The sequence below is a fragment of the Helicobacter sp. TUL genome (assembly GCF_002287135.1).
GTDB lineage: Bacteria > Campylobacterota > Campylobacteria > Campylobacterales > Helicobacteraceae > Helicobacter_F.
Genome location: NZ_NESU01000011.1, coordinates 16,793 through 31,283 on the forward strand (window position 1 = coordinate 16,793; position 14,491 = coordinate 31,283).

The 14,491-nt window shown below is 34.9% G+C and carries 21 protein-coding genes; 8 read left to right on the forward strand and 13 right to left on the reverse strand.

The genetic code is table 11. The annotated features are described in order from the left end of the window. Positions 1–9: 9 nt before the first annotated feature. Positions 10–852, forward strand: coding sequence for a DNA-methyltransferase (locus B9T66_RS06000; RefSeq protein ID WP_095628088.1), 843 nt, complete (start codon positions 10–12; stop codon positions 850–852). 10 nt (positions 853–862) lie between these two features. Further along, complete coding sequence (locus B9T66_RS06005) at positions 863–1,513, forward strand: DNA-methyltransferase (RefSeq protein ID WP_095628124.1); 651 nt, start codon at positions 863–865, stop codon at positions 1,511–1,513. A 31-nt stretch (positions 1,514–1,544) separates the two neighbouring features. Here B9T66_RS06005 and B9T66_RS09180 read toward each other — a convergent pair whose 3' ends face one another. The 3 genes from B9T66_RS09180 to B9T66_RS06015 form a co-directional block, all read right to left on the reverse strand. Beyond that, a complete protein-coding gene (locus B9T66_RS09180) occupies positions 1,545–1,832 on the reverse strand; it encodes a TylF/MycF/NovP-related O-methyltransferase (RefSeq protein WP_308201225.1) in 288 nt (95 codons plus the stop codon). Beyond that, the gene (locus B9T66_RS09185) at positions 1,825–2,205 is read right to left on the reverse strand and encodes a hypothetical protein (RefSeq protein ID WP_257874630.1); all 381 of its coding nucleotides are present in this window, start codon (positions 2,203–2,205) and stop codon (positions 1,825–1,827) included. Before B9T66_RS09185 ends, B9T66_RS09180 begins: the two co-directional genes overlap by 8 nt. 127 nt (positions 2,206–2,332) lie before the next feature. After that, positions 2,333–2,563 (reverse strand): FeoA family protein, encoded by a 231-nt coding sequence (locus B9T66_RS06015; protein WP_095628089.1) that lies wholly within the window; start codon positions 2,561–2,563, stop codon positions 2,333–2,335. A gap of 114 nt (positions 2,564–2,677) precedes the next feature. Between B9T66_RS06015 and hisD the strand changes: the two genes are divergently transcribed. Then, positions 2,678–3,973, forward strand: a complete 1,296-nt coding sequence (gene hisD / locus B9T66_RS06020; RefSeq protein WP_180763354.1) for a histidinol dehydrogenase — start codon at positions 2,678–2,680, stop codon at positions 3,971–3,973. Positions 3,974–4,187: 214 nt separating this feature from the next. On the opposite strand, the gene B9T66_RS06025 is transcribed toward hisD, so the two are convergent. The 10 genes from B9T66_RS06025 to B9T66_RS09335 form a co-directional block, all read right to left on the reverse strand. Next, a complete protein-coding gene (locus tag B9T66_RS06025; RefSeq protein WP_143429106.1) occupies positions 4,188–4,526 on the reverse strand; it encodes a hypothetical protein in 339 nt (112 codons plus the stop codon). A gap of 51 nt (positions 4,527–4,577) precedes the next feature. Continuing rightward, the gene (locus B9T66_RS06030) at positions 4,578–5,087 is read right to left on the reverse strand and encodes a hypothetical protein (RefSeq protein WP_095628091.1); all 510 of its coding nucleotides are present in this window, start codon (positions 5,085–5,087) and stop codon (positions 4,578–4,580) included. Then, positions 5,084–5,569, reverse strand: a complete 486-nt coding sequence (locus tag B9T66_RS06035) for a hypothetical protein (protein WP_095628092.1) — start codon at positions 5,567–5,569, stop codon at positions 5,084–5,086. Before B9T66_RS06035 ends, B9T66_RS06030 begins: the two co-directional genes overlap by 4 nt. Continuing rightward, positions 5,569–5,877, reverse strand: coding sequence for a hypothetical protein (locus B9T66_RS06040; RefSeq protein ID WP_095628093.1), 309 nt, complete (start codon positions 5,875–5,877; stop codon positions 5,569–5,571). Before B9T66_RS06040 ends, B9T66_RS06035 begins: the two co-directional genes overlap by 1 nt. 116 nt (positions 5,878–5,993) lie before the next feature. Beyond that, the gene (locus tag B9T66_RS06045; protein ID WP_180763350.1) at positions 5,994–6,371 is read right to left on the reverse strand and encodes a hypothetical protein; all 378 of its coding nucleotides are present in this window, start codon (positions 6,369–6,371) and stop codon (positions 5,994–5,996) included. 334 nt (positions 6,372–6,705) lie between these two features. Beyond that, the gene (locus tag B9T66_RS06055) at positions 6,706–7,170 is read right to left on the reverse strand and encodes a hypothetical protein (RefSeq protein ID WP_095628125.1); all 465 of its coding nucleotides are present in this window, start codon (positions 7,168–7,170) and stop codon (positions 6,706–6,708) included. A 347-nt stretch (positions 7,171–7,517) separates the two neighbouring features. After that, the gene (locus tag B9T66_RS06060) at positions 7,518–7,982 is read right to left on the reverse strand and encodes a hypothetical protein (RefSeq protein ID WP_095628095.1); all 465 of its coding nucleotides are present in this window, start codon (positions 7,980–7,982) and stop codon (positions 7,518–7,520) included. Positions 7,983–8,321: 339 nt separating this feature from the next. Next, positions 8,322–8,606 (reverse strand): hypothetical protein, encoded by a 285-nt coding sequence (locus tag B9T66_RS06070; protein ID WP_095628097.1) that lies wholly within the window; start codon positions 8,604–8,606, stop codon positions 8,322–8,324. 302 nt (positions 8,607–8,908) lie between these two features. Then, the gene (locus B9T66_RS06080; protein WP_095628099.1) at positions 8,909–9,415 is read right to left on the reverse strand and encodes a hypothetical protein; all 507 of its coding nucleotides are present in this window, start codon (positions 9,413–9,415) and stop codon (positions 8,909–8,911) included. 30 nt (positions 9,416–9,445) lie between these two features. After that, positions 9,446–9,622: a lipase family protein gene (locus B9T66_RS09335; RefSeq protein ID WP_143429108.1), complete on the reverse strand. Its 177-nt coding sequence runs from the start codon at positions 9,620–9,622 to the stop codon at positions 9,446–9,448. 125 nt (positions 9,623–9,747) lie between these two features. On the opposite strand from B9T66_RS09335, the gene B9T66_RS06085 reads away from it, so the two are divergent. Genes B9T66_RS06085 through B9T66_RS06105 form a run of 5 tightly spaced genes read left to right on the forward strand, consistent with a single transcriptional unit; the run spans position 9,748 to position 14,482 of the window. Then, complete coding sequence (locus B9T66_RS06085; protein ID WP_257874631.1) at positions 9,748–10,026, forward strand: DUF2018 family protein; 279 nt, start codon at positions 9,748–9,750, stop codon at positions 10,024–10,026. Then, a complete protein-coding gene (locus tag B9T66_RS06090; RefSeq protein ID WP_095628100.1) occupies positions 10,026–10,406 on the forward strand; it encodes a hypothetical protein in 381 nt (126 codons plus the stop codon). Before B9T66_RS06085 ends, B9T66_RS06090 begins: the two co-directional genes overlap by 1 nt. Positions 10,407–10,415: 9 nt before the next feature. Beyond that, positions 10,416–11,330, forward strand: a complete 915-nt coding sequence (locus B9T66_RS06095; RefSeq protein ID WP_257874632.1) for a polyprenyl synthetase family protein — start codon at positions 10,416–10,418, stop codon at positions 11,328–11,330. Beyond that, positions 11,330–12,685, forward strand: coding sequence for a glutamyl-tRNA reductase (gene hemA, locus B9T66_RS06100; protein WP_095628101.1), 1,356 nt, complete (start codon positions 11,330–11,332; stop codon positions 12,683–12,685). Before B9T66_RS06095 ends, hemA begins: the two co-directional genes overlap by 1 nt. Before the next feature lie 9 nt (positions 12,686–12,694). Further along, entirely contained in the window at positions 12,695–14,482 is a 1,788-nt protein-coding gene (locus B9T66_RS06105; protein WP_095628102.1) for a proline--tRNA ligase, read from the forward strand. Positions 14,483–14,491: the final 9 nt, after the last annotated feature.

Sequence of the window (14,491 nt, forward strand, 5' to 3'; positions counted from 1 at the left end):
GGGCATAAAATGACTGCTGAATTTCGCACGTTAAAACCCATTTTTACAAGCATAGATTCTAGCTTTAGCCTTTATCAAGGTGATTGCAATGAGCTTTTGCCGCAGATGAAAGAAAAATTTGATTTAATTTTTGCTGATCCCCCATACTTCCTGTCAAATGATGGTTTGAGCATCCAAAATGGCAAAATTGTAAGCGTGAATAAGGGGGAATGGGATAGGGGTAACGAAATTGAAGACATTGATAATTTTAATATGAAATGGATTGCTAATGCAAAAATTGCCTTAAAATCTACGGGCAGTATTATGATAAGTGGAACCTATCATAATATTTTTTCACTTGGGAGAGCACTACAAAAGCTTGATTTCAAGATTTTAAATATTATCACTTGGCAAAAAACTAACCCTCCACCAAACTTTAGCTGTCGTTATCTAACGCATTCTACTGAGCAAATCATATGGGCAAGAAAAAGCCATAAATATAAGCATACCTTTAATTATGAGTTTTTAAAAGCCTTAAATGGTGGTAAGCAAATGCGTGATGTATGGAGCTTTCCAGCCATTGCTCCTTGGGAAAAAAGTTGTGGAAAACATCCTACTCAAAAACCCTTAGCATTGTTGGTTCGATTACTGCTTATGTCAAGCAATGAAAATTCTCTCATTTGCGATCCTTTTTCAGGTTCTAGCACTACAGGAATTGCAGCAAATCTTTTAAATAGAAAATTTGTTGGCATAGAGCAAGAAAGCGAGTTTATAGGAATTTCTGTTAAAAGAAAAAAAGAACTAGAACATTATACAGAAAGCATAGAATCTAAAATCAAGGATTTGGCATTCTACAAAAAAACTTTGCTTTAAGTATTTGACAATGTTGGATCTAATAAACACCAAACTCACCATTGATGGTTTAGAATTACTCCAAAGTTTGGGGGATTGTAGTATTGATTTATGTTTTTTTGATCCACAATATCGTGGTGTGCTAGATAAAATGCGCTATGGCAATGAGGGTGAGCGACAGAAGGGGCGTAGTGTCTTGGTGCAAATGTCTGAATCAACGATTATACATTTTATCCAAGAAATTAGCCGAGTTTTAAAGCCTAGTTGTTATCTTATGCTATGGATTGATAAATTTCACCTGTGTGAGGGCGTGAGACCTTGGCTAGATTCTACATCTTTAGAGATTGTGGATCTTATCACTTGGGATAAAATGAAAATGGGTATGGGCTACCGCACAAGAAAACAAAGCGAATATCTACTTATCGTGCAAAAAAAACCTATTAAAGCAAAGGGGACTTGGAAACTCCATAATATCCGCGATGTGTGTAGCGAAAAGATTCCACAAAACGAGCTAAAAGCACATCCTCATAGCAAACCAAAAACCTTGCAAAAAAACCTTATAGAATCTTGCACCAATATAGGGGATTTAGTGTGCGATCCAGCAGCAGGAAGCTTTAGTGTGCTAGAGTGCTGCAAGGAATTAGAGAGAAATTTTATAGGAACAAATCTCTGTAGTGATTAATTTATGCTATCTAAAGAGTTTGTATTATGGCTTAATGACAAAGCTTGGTGTATGGCAAATAGGTAATTTTGTATCTGTATATCTTTTGAATGAAAAAATCATCAACAGCTTTGGTTTCACCCGGAAATACCCCATAATCATCAAAGACAACTACACCGCCTCTTACCATTTTTTCCCAAAAATGTTCCAAAATACTTACAGCTGGTTCGTAAATGTCTGTATCTATGTGGAGAAATGCGATTTTTAATTGTGGATTAGATATGCAATATTGTGGTACAGTCCGAGTGATATCGCCTTTGATAAGTTCATAATTACGAATTTTTTTTAAAGTCTAGAACCTTGCAGAGTTCTTCTTCTGTAATACCCTTTCCCGCTTCTTGTATAAATGCCTCCCTGAATATTTTATCTGCTTCAAAATCTGTTTGTGGAAATTCATCAAACATATCAAATCCTATGAGTTTGCGAGAGTCTTGCATTTCCAAAATTTCTCGAAAATGTGCGAATCTAAAAAGAGAATTACCCTTAAAAATCCCACATTCTATAGCTACTCCAGGTAAGGAGAGAATTTTTTTATACAATTCATAATGCGCAAAAAACTTTCCAAATCTCTTTGTGTCTGCAGTGATATAAAAACCATTTTCGTAATAAAAAGATTCCGTAATGTTAAAGCCATTAAGTGAAGCATGTGTCATGACATTTCCTTTAAGGTAATATTTAGCCTGTTATAAGAAGAATTATACCCCCCCCCTTAAAGGATGCTTAAGAAAACTATGGCTTGTAGCCATATGTTTTTTAAGTGGTAGTGTTATCGTGATTACGTCATAATAATGGAGAAACTTCAATTTCCTTAGCTTCTTGTGCTCTTAGTGCAATTTGTGTGCTATTTACCATTACGCATAGCGTTGCCTTGGTAAGTGTTGTGTGGTGGAGTGTGATTGTGCTATCTGGACAAATGCCCATAGCAATAAGCCGATCTTTGAGTATTTTGTCTGTGGTGTGGAGCGCTACGACTTTATAAGGTATGTTTTTGGAGCAGTCATAGAGTGTCATGTATATTCCTTTTGTGTTTTGGGAGGATTATAGCAAAGTATATTGACCCAAAAGCAAGTAATGTTTTGTTATAATCAAAACTTACAATTATTATATAAGGAAATGTAGCAAATGATAGAGATATTAGACACGCGTAGTAAAGATTTTTCACACAAATTTTCTGAGATTTTAAAGCGTGGTGCAATGGATATGACACATGTGAGCCAAAGTGTGCAAAACCTCCTATGTGAAATAAAAAATGAGGGAGAGGCTGCTATTTTGCGACATATTGCCACTTTTGATATGTGGCAACCAAGCGATTTTGCGCAAGTGCGTATAGATTCTGGGGATTGCAAAAAGGCTTATGATAATCTTGATAAAGATCTTAAAGATTCTCTGCACATAGCATATGATCGCATTTTTGATTTTCATAGCAAACAAAAAGAGAAAACTTGGATACATACAGAATCTAATGGCTCCATGTTAGGACAAAAAATTACTCCTATGCAACGTGCAGGGCTGTATATACCTGGTGGCAAGGCTGCTTATCCTAGTTCGCTTTTAATGAATGCTATCCCTGCGATTGTGGCTGGAGTGGAAGAAATTGTTGTTTGCACACCTACACCGCATAATCAACCAAATGAGTTACTTTTGGCAACCTTGCATTTATGCGGGATTAGAGAATCTTACAAAGTTGGTGGAGCGAGTGCCATTGGACTTATGGCATATGGAGGAGGCGATTTTCAAAAAGTTGATGTCATTACTGGACCGGGCAATATTTATGTCGCTACAGCTAAAAAAATGGTTTTTGGCGATGTCAATATAGATATGATAGCCGGACCTAGTGAGATTGGTATCATCGCACAAAGTGGGGCAAATACTGAATATATTGCATGGGATTTACTCTCACAAGCTGAGCACGATGAACTTGCAAGCTCTATTCTCATTAGCGATGATAGGGAGCTTATTGTTGAGAGTATCGCACATATTGAGCGTATCATACCTACGCTTTCACGCAAGGATATAGCACAAGCTAGCATACAAAATCGTAGCGTGTTTATCCACACATCTAGCCTTGATGAAAGTGTGGCTTTGATGAATAAAATCGCACCCGAACACTTGGAGATTCTGACGCCTGATCCTTTTAGTCTTATTCCTCGTATTAAAAATGCTGGAGCAATCTTTTTGGGTGAATATGCAAGTGAACCTATTGGGGATTATCTCGCTGGTCCTAATCATACCCTTCCTACTGGAGGTAGTGCGCGATTTTTCTCCCCACTTGGAGTGGAGCATTTTATGAAAAAAAGCTCTATTATTTATTTTAGCAAAGACGCGATGCGTGAGCTTGGGCAATCGTGTGCCACACTTGCAAAAACTGAAGGCTTACAAGCACACCAAATGGCAGTTGTATCACGCTTAAATAATCTGTAGGGGTTTTCCCTTATAGATTGCGTGTAGATTAATCGTCTTAGGTATTTTGTAAGGTTTATAGGTTTTTAAAAAGTTTTAAGGGTTAGTAGAATCTTTAAGGAGATTCACAAAGTCTGTTGTGTAATCAGTAGAATCAAAGCTCCCTCGTATGGCTAAAGTATATTCTTTAGATTCTTTATCTTGGAATAAACAAGCGTGGAAACCCTTTTGCTGTTTATTGTTTTTTTGTGTCAAATTTAGGATAGAAATCTAGTAAATCATATTTTTCAAAAAAGTTTTTTACTTGAGTGGGAGTCATGTCGCCTTTGAGGGTGCCTAGCTCATCAGGTTTTAAAGTAGGCAAACGACTTGGTATATAAACTTCGTAATCTTTATAAGTTATATCAAGAATGTCAGTAAGCGAAATTTCTTTTTGAATTTCTTGTTCTTCGTTGTCTTTCACATTAATAAATGTTGGATTATTCTCGCTTGTTTCTAGGTGAAAATATCCATAAGCAGCCATAGCCAATTCTGCATAATCTCTTAATTTTTGCACTTGTTGTTTATTTGTCATTTTTTAAATCCTCGCACGTAATAGATTTGTTATTTTCTTTTCTGAACATAATTACCTGTAAAGATTGCCACAAGATACAGGATTTTTAAAATCCCAAGTAATTTTCATACTTCCCTCATTGCCATAAAGATTGATTCGCCTTGTATCCCATTCTGCCCACAACATAATGGACTCTAATTTATCAAAATCTAACTTATATTTTTCTTTAGGCGTAGTCATTGCTTTATTATTTATCTTGAGTTGTTCAGCAAAAGAAGTTATGTTTTGCCCTTTGTAATATTCATCGTGGTATATAAGTAGGCGTAGCTTTATCCTCCTTGAATACTCCTTAGTATGCGGAAAGTCATCTCTATCGCCTAGCTTCTTATCAAAGTAGCTTAGAATCTTATTATACTTTTCCTCGTTATTTGGAAGCATATTTAACTCACATAACTTTCTAAATTCCCAATAACTCGGTTGCAACTCATAAGGAGTATAGTAAAGTGGGATTCCTATGAGATAGATTCCAAATAACACAATAAGACTTAGGATAATCTCTTTAGGTGTAAGAGTCTTTTTCATTTTATACTTTCTTTAAATTCTGTACCACGAATAGCTAGGATATAATTCACATAGCCGTATTGATTTGTATAGCTTTTTTCTTTAGATTCTGTATTAGTTTGCTTTCTTTTTTCTCCAAAGAGTGTAGCAGAGAATCCTGATTCTGTATTTGGTTGATGAATTAATATATCATAGCGTTCAAAGAATCTTTTTGCTTGTGTGGGAGTCATATCGCCATCTAATTTGCCTATTTTCTCCTTTTTCTTTGTTTGTGGTGGATTGAAACAATGTGCTTCATAATTCTTATAGGTGCTATCCATAATATCAATAAGAGTAATTTCTTTTTCAATAAAATTTTCGTCAGAATCTATCTGGCTATTTTCCTTTTTTAATTCTATAAATGACTGATTTTTGCTGGTTGTTGCCAAATGATAATATCCATAAGCTGCCCAAGCAAGTTCAGCAGCATTTTTCATTTTATTGATAAGTTTTTTGTTTTGCATTAAAAAACATCTCCACATACTTTAATATTTTCTTTATTCCACATAAAATTATAAGAAGCCACTGATTCTCGCTCCAATATAGCTCTATAACTCTTCCATTTTACCGAAAAATAGACTTCCTCTACATTATCTAGAACAAATTCTTTTGGCTTATCATCTTTAAATGTAACATATATATCCATTGTTAATCTGTCAGAAAATTTAAATCTAGGAAATGACCCCTCTGTTTTATTCATAAATTTATATGTATGCAATTTGCTTGTATCATTATTGAGAAATTCCATAGCTTTTGTATAGCGTTCTTGCAATGGCAATTCATTTATTTAACTTACACATTTTCTTAAACTTATGATAGCTAGGCTGAAAAGAATAAGGCACAAGCCACCCCCAACCACTAATACAACCATTAAACAACAAAGCAACACTAGATAATATTATAAAGTTTAGAAATTTTTTCATTATATAACTCCTTTAGATTCTGTATTCTTTTGGTTTCTTTTTCTCCAAATAAAGTAGCAGAGAATCCAGGTTCGGTATTTGGTTGATGAATGAGTAAATCATATCGAGAAAAGAATCTTTTGGCTTGGAGTGGGGAGAAGTCGCCATCAAATAACCTATCATCAAAGAAGCCATCTTTGGGTTTGCTATTATCATCAAGGTAGTATTTATAAGCAATGTCGAGTATATCTGCGTAGGTGATATTTCTTTGGTTTTTATTTGGCTTATATTTTTTAAAATTATCTTTAAATTCATTTAGTCTCTTTTCATCTTTATCATTATGTTTATGGGTTTTATCTACCAAATGAAAATATCCATGGCAACTTGGGCTAGTTCAGTATAGTTTTTTAAGTTGTTGATTTGTTGTTTCATATGGAATTCTTACCTCATTAAAATAAAAAATACTAAAAATGCTATTGGATAATATGATAAAATCCACAAAGTTTTTATTACAAAGTCTTTTTTTCGTAATATCAGAATATGATAAAGATTAAATAGTAGCATTGGCGGGAGATAAAACATACCTATGAGCTGTAAAATTATTGCACAAAATGAATGAAAATTAAGATTATGAATAGTTGGTATAAATATTATTATACCAATACTCAAAAACACAATCCAACAAATGTAGAGTATTTTTAGAATCTGCATTCCGTCCCTCTGAATCCCACTATGAATCTATTTTTCATTTTATCGCTAAACAAGGTAGCAGAGAATCCTGTCAATGTGTTAGGTTGATGAAATATAACCTCATATCTCTTAGCAAAATTCTTAGCTTGAATCTCCCCAAACTCACCATTGAGTTTATCAAAATTAAAAGCTTCATTAGCGTCATTTCTCATTTTTGTAAAAATATCATCACCCTGTTGTAGATTCACCAAGACTTCTTGTTCTTTATGCTTTTGGCTTACTATATGTTCTAAAGTAACTTCCATTTCTTTATAGCCTCTAGGGTAACTTTCGTCTTTTATTTTATTGCCATTAGAATCTAATTCATAAATATTTCTAGGGATACCTTGAGAATCTTTAAATAAATCAAAATAAAAATATGAGGCTTGAGCCAATTCTGCATAGTCTTTTAAATTATTGATGTATTGCTTCATTTTTGATTTCCTTTGCTTGTTCTTTTGCATGTTACCACAAAAACTGCCATAAATATAATTGTGGCTATTAAAAAAATAATAGATTCCATTCTTTAAGAAAAAAAAGAATAAAAAATAATAAAGTGCGACAAAAAAAAATACAATCAGACATAAAAATCCAGAAATAAATTTATCTTTAGATTGAAGTATCTTGTTGCTTACTAGACAAGAAAAGTATGGCAATAATGGGAAAATACACAATACAATAAATCCAAATAATGCTTCTATAAAAGTTCCATTATGTGCCATAGCTCCACCCAAAATACACCCAAATGCCCAAAATACAACCCAACAAATATAAAGTGTTTTTAGAATCTGCATTCCGTCCCTCTGAATCCCACTATGAATCTATCTTTGTGTGTATCATAAAACAAAGTAGCACTAAAGCCTGAAGCCGTATTTGGTTGGTGGAATCTAATCTCATATCTCTTAGCAAAATTCTTAGCTTGAATCTCACTAAACTCACCATTGAGTTTATCAAAATTAAAAGCTTCATTAGCGTCATTTCTCATTTTGGTAAAAATATCATCACCTTGTTGTAAATTCACCAAGACTTCTTGATTGCAATATTTCTGACTTACTATATGTTCTAAAGTAACTTCCATTTCTTTATAGCCTCTAGGGTAACTTTCGTCTTTTATTTTATTGCTATTAGAATCTAGCTCATAAATCTTTCTAGGGATACCTTGAGAATCTTTAAATAAATCAAAATAAAAATAGGGAGCTTGAGCTAATTCGGCGTAATCTTTGAGGTTATTTAGTGCTTGTTTCATTTTTGCTTCTTTTGCTCCTGCGAATAACTACAAAAATTATAGCATACACGATAATGATTCCCACATAAAACAAAAAATTATTGCTATGAAATTCAAATAATACAAAACAATAAATGCAAATACAAAGAAAAAAAGTTAGATAAAAAAATAATCGATTTAAAGCATTTTTAGCTTGTATTATTTTATTATGCAGTAAATATAGAAAATATGGCAATAAGGGTAAAAAAATCAACAATAAAAACACATATAACATTCCTCCAAAAGTGGCATTATGCCCCATAACTCCACCCAAAATACACCCAAAAGCCCAAAACACAACCCAACAAATGTAGAGTATTTTTAGAAACTGCATTCAGTCCCCCTAAACCCCGCTACAAACCTATCTTTTTCTTTATCATAGAATAAAGTAGCACTAAAACCTGAAGCAGTGTTATATTTTTGACTAATGCTATGGAGTAAGGTTATTTTTGTTTCTTTATACTTTCTAGGGTAAAAAATATCTGATATTTTTTCATTATTTGAATCTAACTCAAATATATTTCTATTATCAATAAACTCAAGGTGAAAATAACTCGCTTGAGCGAGTTCGGCATAGTCTTTTAGGTTGTTGATTGTTTCTTTCATTTTAAGCTCTCAAATTTCAAGTTATATAATATCTAAGTTTTTTGAAATAATCAACAATAGCGGAATGCTAATAAATATAAGCAATAACAAAATAAGTATATTATTAAAAGTGGAGCGTGAATGCTTGAATATTTTTTTTGAATATATACATATCCAATATATTAAGTATGGAAAAGCAAAGATAGAAAAATATACCAACACAAATTCTATGTAATTATTTCCGTGTCCAATACATAGAGCTAAAAATCCAGCTAAAGTCCAAAACACAATCCAACAAATATAGAGTGTTTTTAGAATCTGCATTATTTTAACTTTTCAATAAATTCAAAGTTAAAATAACTTGCTTGGATTAGTTCGGCGTAATCTTTTAGGTTGTTGATTTGTGTTTTAATCGTGTCCATAATTATCTCCAAAATTTTGCTATATAAAACATAATAAATTTTTTTATCCAAACAGCATACAACCACAAAAAACGGCAAACCACAAAGCAATACCGATGATATAATACTATTATTAAAAACTATAAATATCATAAGTGCCATTATTGGAATAAGAAAATGTAACGCATATTTTTTAAAAAATAATTTAAAATCATTGATATTTTGGTTATTTTTATTGCAATATATCTCAAAATCAACAGGGATTTTAAAGATACATAAAAAACATAAGTAAGGCGTAATGGCTAATACCATGCTCCCAAAAAGCCCCCAAAAAAAGTGTGGTTGATAAGCCACTCCTAGATACATAACAAAAACTAAAAGACAAAAACCTAGCCACCCAATATACAGAATTTTAAGGTAAATTTTCATCAAGCAACACTCCTGGATTCTAAGGAGACATTATAAGTATAAAGTGCTAATGATGCTAGCAGATTCTGCAGTGACAAGAAAAAAGTTGAGGAGTTGAGCCAAACAACCACCTAGTGAATGTCCTACAATATTTAAGCTTTTAGGCTTAGTAATCTCTGGATATTCTTTAGCACAAGATTTATAAAAAGTATCATTGCATGGAGATATTAAGGGGTATAGGAGTCATCTATTTTTCATCTTAATCCTTGCAAGATTACAGACTTTGAGCATAGATAAGTTAAGAAAAAACAATGTTTTGCTATAATTTTGAGTTTTATTTAAGGAGTGTGTTTATGGAGCTAGATGATTTAGAGATGTTTGGGAAGTCACCCCTGCAAAAATGGCATGAAATTATTCGCAACGCATCACCTACGCTTGTAGAAATGGAATTGGAGCGTTTATTGGGTGTGATTAGTTTGTATGAGTTGTTTTTAGAATCTAAAGGCGTAGCAAGTGTAGATGTGCAAAAATTCTCCCTCTCACTCGATGAAGAGCAAAAGCAAGAGGTGCGCGATCTTGTAGATTCTTTGGCTATTGAATCTATGGGTAATATTTTGGGAAATCACGAGTAATGCGATGGTTGCTTGTCGCGTTAATAATGTCTTATTTGGAGGCTGCCCAGCCTTTGTGGATGTGGCACAGAGACCTAACACTTGCCAAAGAGCAGAATTATCGCGCCAAGATTGTTTTAGAGCAAACCCAAAAACCATTCAGTATGCGTTGGACTTTGTATAAAAATTATGGATTAGTAATGCATATTGCGTATGATAGTTTCCGTTATCAAGTGATTTTGTATCGCGATTATCAGCGCAGTGATTTTGTGCTAGATTTGGGGAATGCCGAGCAAAGCCCAAAATTACATATTTTTTTTAAGGATTTTTCGGACAAAAAGGCTTTATTGCACCTTTATATAGAAGGTAATGGTGCGAGCATAGCCGAAGAAAATCTATAAAGGGGAGAAATGCAAGATTTTGATATGGCAAGATCACAGATTCTAAGATATATACAAGAGTATATCACAGATTGTCGCAATGAGATTATAAGCGAACTTTTTGGCAAAACAAGTCAGGGCAAGATGTTGCGATCTAAGCTTCTTTTGGCAGTGAGTGGCATACACGAAAAAGCGCTTAGGTTATGTGCAATTATCGAGCTTATCCAAAGTGCGTCGCTTTTGCATGATGATGTTATTGATAATGCCAATATGCGGCGTAAATCCCCATCGCTTAATGCACTTTTTGGAAATAAAAATGCCATTATGCTTGGCGATGTGTTGTATGCAAAGGCATTTTTTGAACTTAGTGCGTATGAGAATGCGATTGCAAAAAGTGTATCAGATTCTGTGTGTAGGCTTGCTATTGGGGAGATTGAAGATGTTTTTATGGCACAAAGCTTTAATACCAATATGACACGATATTTGCAAATGTGTGAGCTAAAAACTGCCGCGCTTATTGCTACAAGTGCGGAATGTGGGGCGTTATTGGCTGGATTAGATTCACAAAAATATAGAGCGTATGGCAATAACCTTGGTATTGCATTTCAGATTATTGATGATGTGCTTGATATTACACAAGATTCAGAGGTTTTGGGCAAACCTGCAATGAGTGATTTTAATGAGGGTAAAACCACACTTCCTTATATATATCTCTATGAACGCGCAAATGAAGCACAAAGACAAGAGTTATTGGCGCTTTTTTGCACACCACTTTCCCAAGATAGCATAGCGTGGCTACGCGAACATCTTTATATGTATGACTGTATACAAGATAGTATCACTAAGGCACGAGAATATGCCTTTTGCGCATTAGATTCCATACAGGGTGAAAACAATGCACATCTTCAAGAGGTTGTAAACAATATGATAGAAAGAGAGTTTTGATGCAAGAACAACGAGAGACGCAATACCTTGTTATAAGTTTTTCGCATAAACATATGGATTTGACATTGCGAGAAAAATTGGCGTTTGGCGATGAAGAAAAGCTCACATTTTTACGCAAACTTTGTGAGTGCGAGGCGATTAAAGAGGCGATGTTGCTTTCTACTTGCAATCGTGTGGAAATATATGCGAGTGTGCTAGATACCAAAGTGGCGCGTGAGTATATTTTGGAGAATCTAGAGTCTTATAAACACATTCCTATTGCGACACTTAGAGAATGCGCGGACATACGCCTTAATCAATATGCCATTTATCATACCTTTAGCGTGGCTTCAAGTCTTGATAGTCTTGTGGTGGGAGAGACACAAATTACAGGGCAACTCAAAGATGCCTATAGATTTGCCTATGAGAATTTGTGTTGTGCCAAAGACATAACGCGCCTTATGCACTATGCGTTTAAATGTGCCGCGAGAGTGCGCAATAGCGTGGATATTTCCTCTAGTCATACATCTGTAGCTGGAGCGGCGATTCATATGCTTGTAGCTAAATTTTCACAATATGGTGAAAGTTTAGATTCTAAAGAAGTAGTAGTGTTGGGTGCTGGTGAAATGGCGATTCTTGCTTTAAAGCACCTTGCAAAATATGACACAAAGATTACGCTTATAAATCGTAGTTTGCAAAATGCTCAAAGTGTGGTGGAAAATTTTGCACAAGAATTTGCGTGCAAAGTAGAAATTAAGCCCTTTAGCCAACTCCAAGAAGTGCTAGATCGTGCAGATGTGCTAGTGAGTGCTACAGGTGCGCCTCATAGTGTGATTAGCACAGAAATGATACGCCCAAGCACACATAAGCGCATATGGTTTGACCTAGCGGTGCCAAGGGATATAGAAGAAGTGCAAATAGAGAATCTAGAGATTTATAGGGTTGATGATTTGCAAGAGATTGTCACCAAAAACAAGCAGCAACGCCAAGAAAATGCAAAAGATGCTTATGAGATTGTTGAGCAATACACGCAGGAGTTTTTTAAGTGGCTACAGACTTTGAGTGTAGATCCTATCATAAAACATATGCGCTCATTAGCCAAAGATTCTAGCCTCAAAGAACTTGATAAGGCGATTAAAAAAGGCTTTTTGCCTAGTGAGTATCGCCAAAATGTCGAAAAAATTCTACATAATGCGTTTAATACATTCTTGCATAAACCCACCATACGCATAAAAGAAGCTGGAGAAAGTATCAATTCTGATCCTATCATCGAGGCAGTAAAGAGTATTTTTGACATCAATGATGAAATTGTAATGCTCAATAAATACACATGTGAAGAATATTTCACAGAATCTAAAAACACAAAGCAATCCTAAGGAGCCAATATGCGATTTTCACAGATTTTTGCCCCCACACTCAAAGAGATACCAAAAGACGCCATTTTAGTTAGTCATCAGCTTTTGCTTAGGGCTGGGTATATTCAGCAAGTGGGTAGTGGGATTTATAATTTTTTACCATTGGGTAAAAAAATGCTTGATGCGATTCGGGCTGTTGTCAAAGAAGAAATGGATAAAATCGGTGCTCAAGAGATTCTTATGGGGTTTGTTACACCTGCGGAATTATGGCAAGAAAGTGGGCGCTATAATCAATATGGCAAAGAACTTTTGCGTTTGCAAGATAGAAAAGATAATGAGTTTGTGCTAGGACCTACACACGAAGAAATGGTAACGCACATCGCACGATCTTTTATTAAAAGTTATAAGCAACTACCTTTGCATATGTATCAGATTCACACAAAGTTTCGTGATGAGGCTAGACCGAGATTTGGGCTTATGCGCGCACGAGAATTTGTTATGAAAGATGGCTATAGTTTTCATAGTAGTTATGAAGATTTGGATAGAGAATTTAGAGAGGTTGAACAAGCATATAGGCGTATTTGTGAGCGATTGGGGTTAGAATATAAAGTCGTAGAGGCAGATAGTGGCGCTATTGGCGGTAGTGGTAGCAAGGAATTTATGGTATTGGCAAATTGCGGTGAAGATACGCTTGTTGTGTGCAAAAATTGCGAGTATGGTGCAAATCTTGAAGCCGCTAAGCGCAAGAGTAGGCAAACACCAAATGATGAAGGAAAATATGGTGCTCAAGCGCCAAAGGCAACATTTTGTGAGTTTTTAACACCAGATACTAAGACAATAGAATCTTTATGTGATTTTTTTAAGATTCACCCATTTTTTACTATAAAAGCTGTAGTCAAAAAAGCCTTAAGGGAATCTAGCAGTGCAGATGACAAAGCCACGACACAAGATGATAAAAGTGAAGTGGTGGTATTTTTTGTGCGTGGAGATGATGAGTGTGAGGAGACAAAGGCACTAAAGGCACTAAATGCACTTGGTGTAGCGCACTATAGTGGGTTAGAAGATGCGCCACAAGCACTCTTAGAATCTGTAGGTCTTCAGGCAGGATTCATAGGACCTATGGGGCTTAATGGTGTGCGTTATATACTTGATGAGAGTTTGCGAGAGGCTAAGGATATGATTGTCGGAGCGAACAAAAAGGATTACCATATAGTAGGAGTTACCCTTAATGAGCTTGATGAATTGCAAAATGCACATTATGCAGATATCATCAAAGTAAAAGAAGGCGATGAATGTCCGCATTGTGGATGTGGATTGCAGTATGCTAAAGGCATAGAGATTGGGCATATTTTTAAGCTTGGTGAGAAATATTCTGCATCTATGAATGCAACATTTTTAGATCATATGGGAAAAGCTCGTAATCTGATTATGGGTTGCTATGGGATTGGTGTTACGCGTTTGCTTCCGGCAATTTTGGAGCAAAAAAGCGATGAGTTTGGTTGTGTGTGGGGAGAAGGTGTGAGAATCTTTGATATTGTGATTATTGTTTCAAATATTAAAGATAATAATCAAATGTCTTATGCATTAGAGCTTTATAAAAAACTTAAAGATCGTGGTGTTGATGTCGTGCTTGATGACCGAGATGAACGCTTTGGTTTTAAGATGAAAGATTTTGAACTTATAGGGTTTTATCAAGCGCTGATTGTTGGTAAAACTCTTGGTGAAGGCAAGGTAGAGCTTATCAAGCGTGAAGGACGACAAAAACAGATTATTGAGGCGACACAGGCATTAGATGTGATCCTCAATGCAAACTCATAATAAGGAGCT

Coding starts and splice junctions, on each gene's coding strand:
- B9T66_RS06095 (WP_257874632.1), top strand. CDS start 10,416: ATGCAAGATTTTGATATGGCAAGATCACAGATTCTAAGATATATACAA.
- hemA (WP_095628101.1), top strand. CDS start 11,330: ATGCAAGAACAACGAGAGACGCAATACCTTGTTATAAGTTTTTCGCAT.
- B9T66_RS06090 (WP_095628100.1), top strand. CDS start 10,026: ATGCGATGGTTGCTTGTCGCGTTAATAATGTCTTATTTGGAGGCTGCC.
- B9T66_RS06055 (WP_095628125.1), bottom strand. CDS start 7,170: ATGAAGCAATACATCAATAATTTAAAAGACTATGCAGAATTGGCTCAA.
- B9T66_RS06085 (WP_257874631.1), top strand. CDS start 9,748: ATGGAGCTAGATGATTTAGAGATGTTTGGGAAGTCACCCCTGCAAAAA.
- B9T66_RS06060 (WP_095628095.1), bottom strand. CDS start 7,982: ATGAAACAAGCACTAAATAACCTCAAAGATTACGCCGAATTAGCTCAA.
- B9T66_RS06030 (WP_095628091.1), bottom strand. CDS start 5,087: ATGAAAAAGACTCTTACACCTAAAGAGATTATCCTAAGTCTTATTGTG.
- B9T66_RS06035 (WP_095628092.1), bottom strand. CDS start 5,569: ATGCAAAACAAAAAACTTATCAATAAAATGAAAAATGCTGCTGAACTT.
- B9T66_RS06025 (WP_143429106.1), bottom strand. CDS start 4,526: ATGACAAATAAACAACAAGTGCAAAAATTAAGAGATTATGCAGAATTG.
- B9T66_RS06000 (WP_095628088.1), top strand. CDS start 10: ATGACTGCTGAATTTCGCACGTTAAAACCCATTTTTACAAGCATAGAT.
- B9T66_RS09185 (WP_257874630.1), bottom strand. CDS start 2,205: ATGACACATGCTTCACTTAATGGCTTTAACATTACGGAATCTTTTTAT.
- B9T66_RS06005 (WP_095628124.1), top strand. CDS start 863: ATGTTGGATCTAATAAACACCAAACTCACCATTGATGGTTTAGAATTA.
- B9T66_RS06015 (WP_095628089.1), bottom strand. CDS start 2,563: ATGACACTCTATGACTGCTCCAAAAACATACCTTATAAAGTCGTAGCG.
- B9T66_RS06070 (WP_095628097.1), bottom strand. CDS start 8,606: ATGAAAGAAACAATCAACAACCTAAAAGACTATGCCGAACTCGCTCAA.
- B9T66_RS06080 (WP_095628099.1), bottom strand. CDS start 9,415: ATGAAAATTTACCTTAAAATTCTGTATATTGGGTGGCTAGGTTTTTGT.
- B9T66_RS06105 (WP_095628102.1), top strand. CDS start 12,695: ATGCGATTTTCACAGATTTTTGCCCCCACACTCAAAGAGATACCAAAA.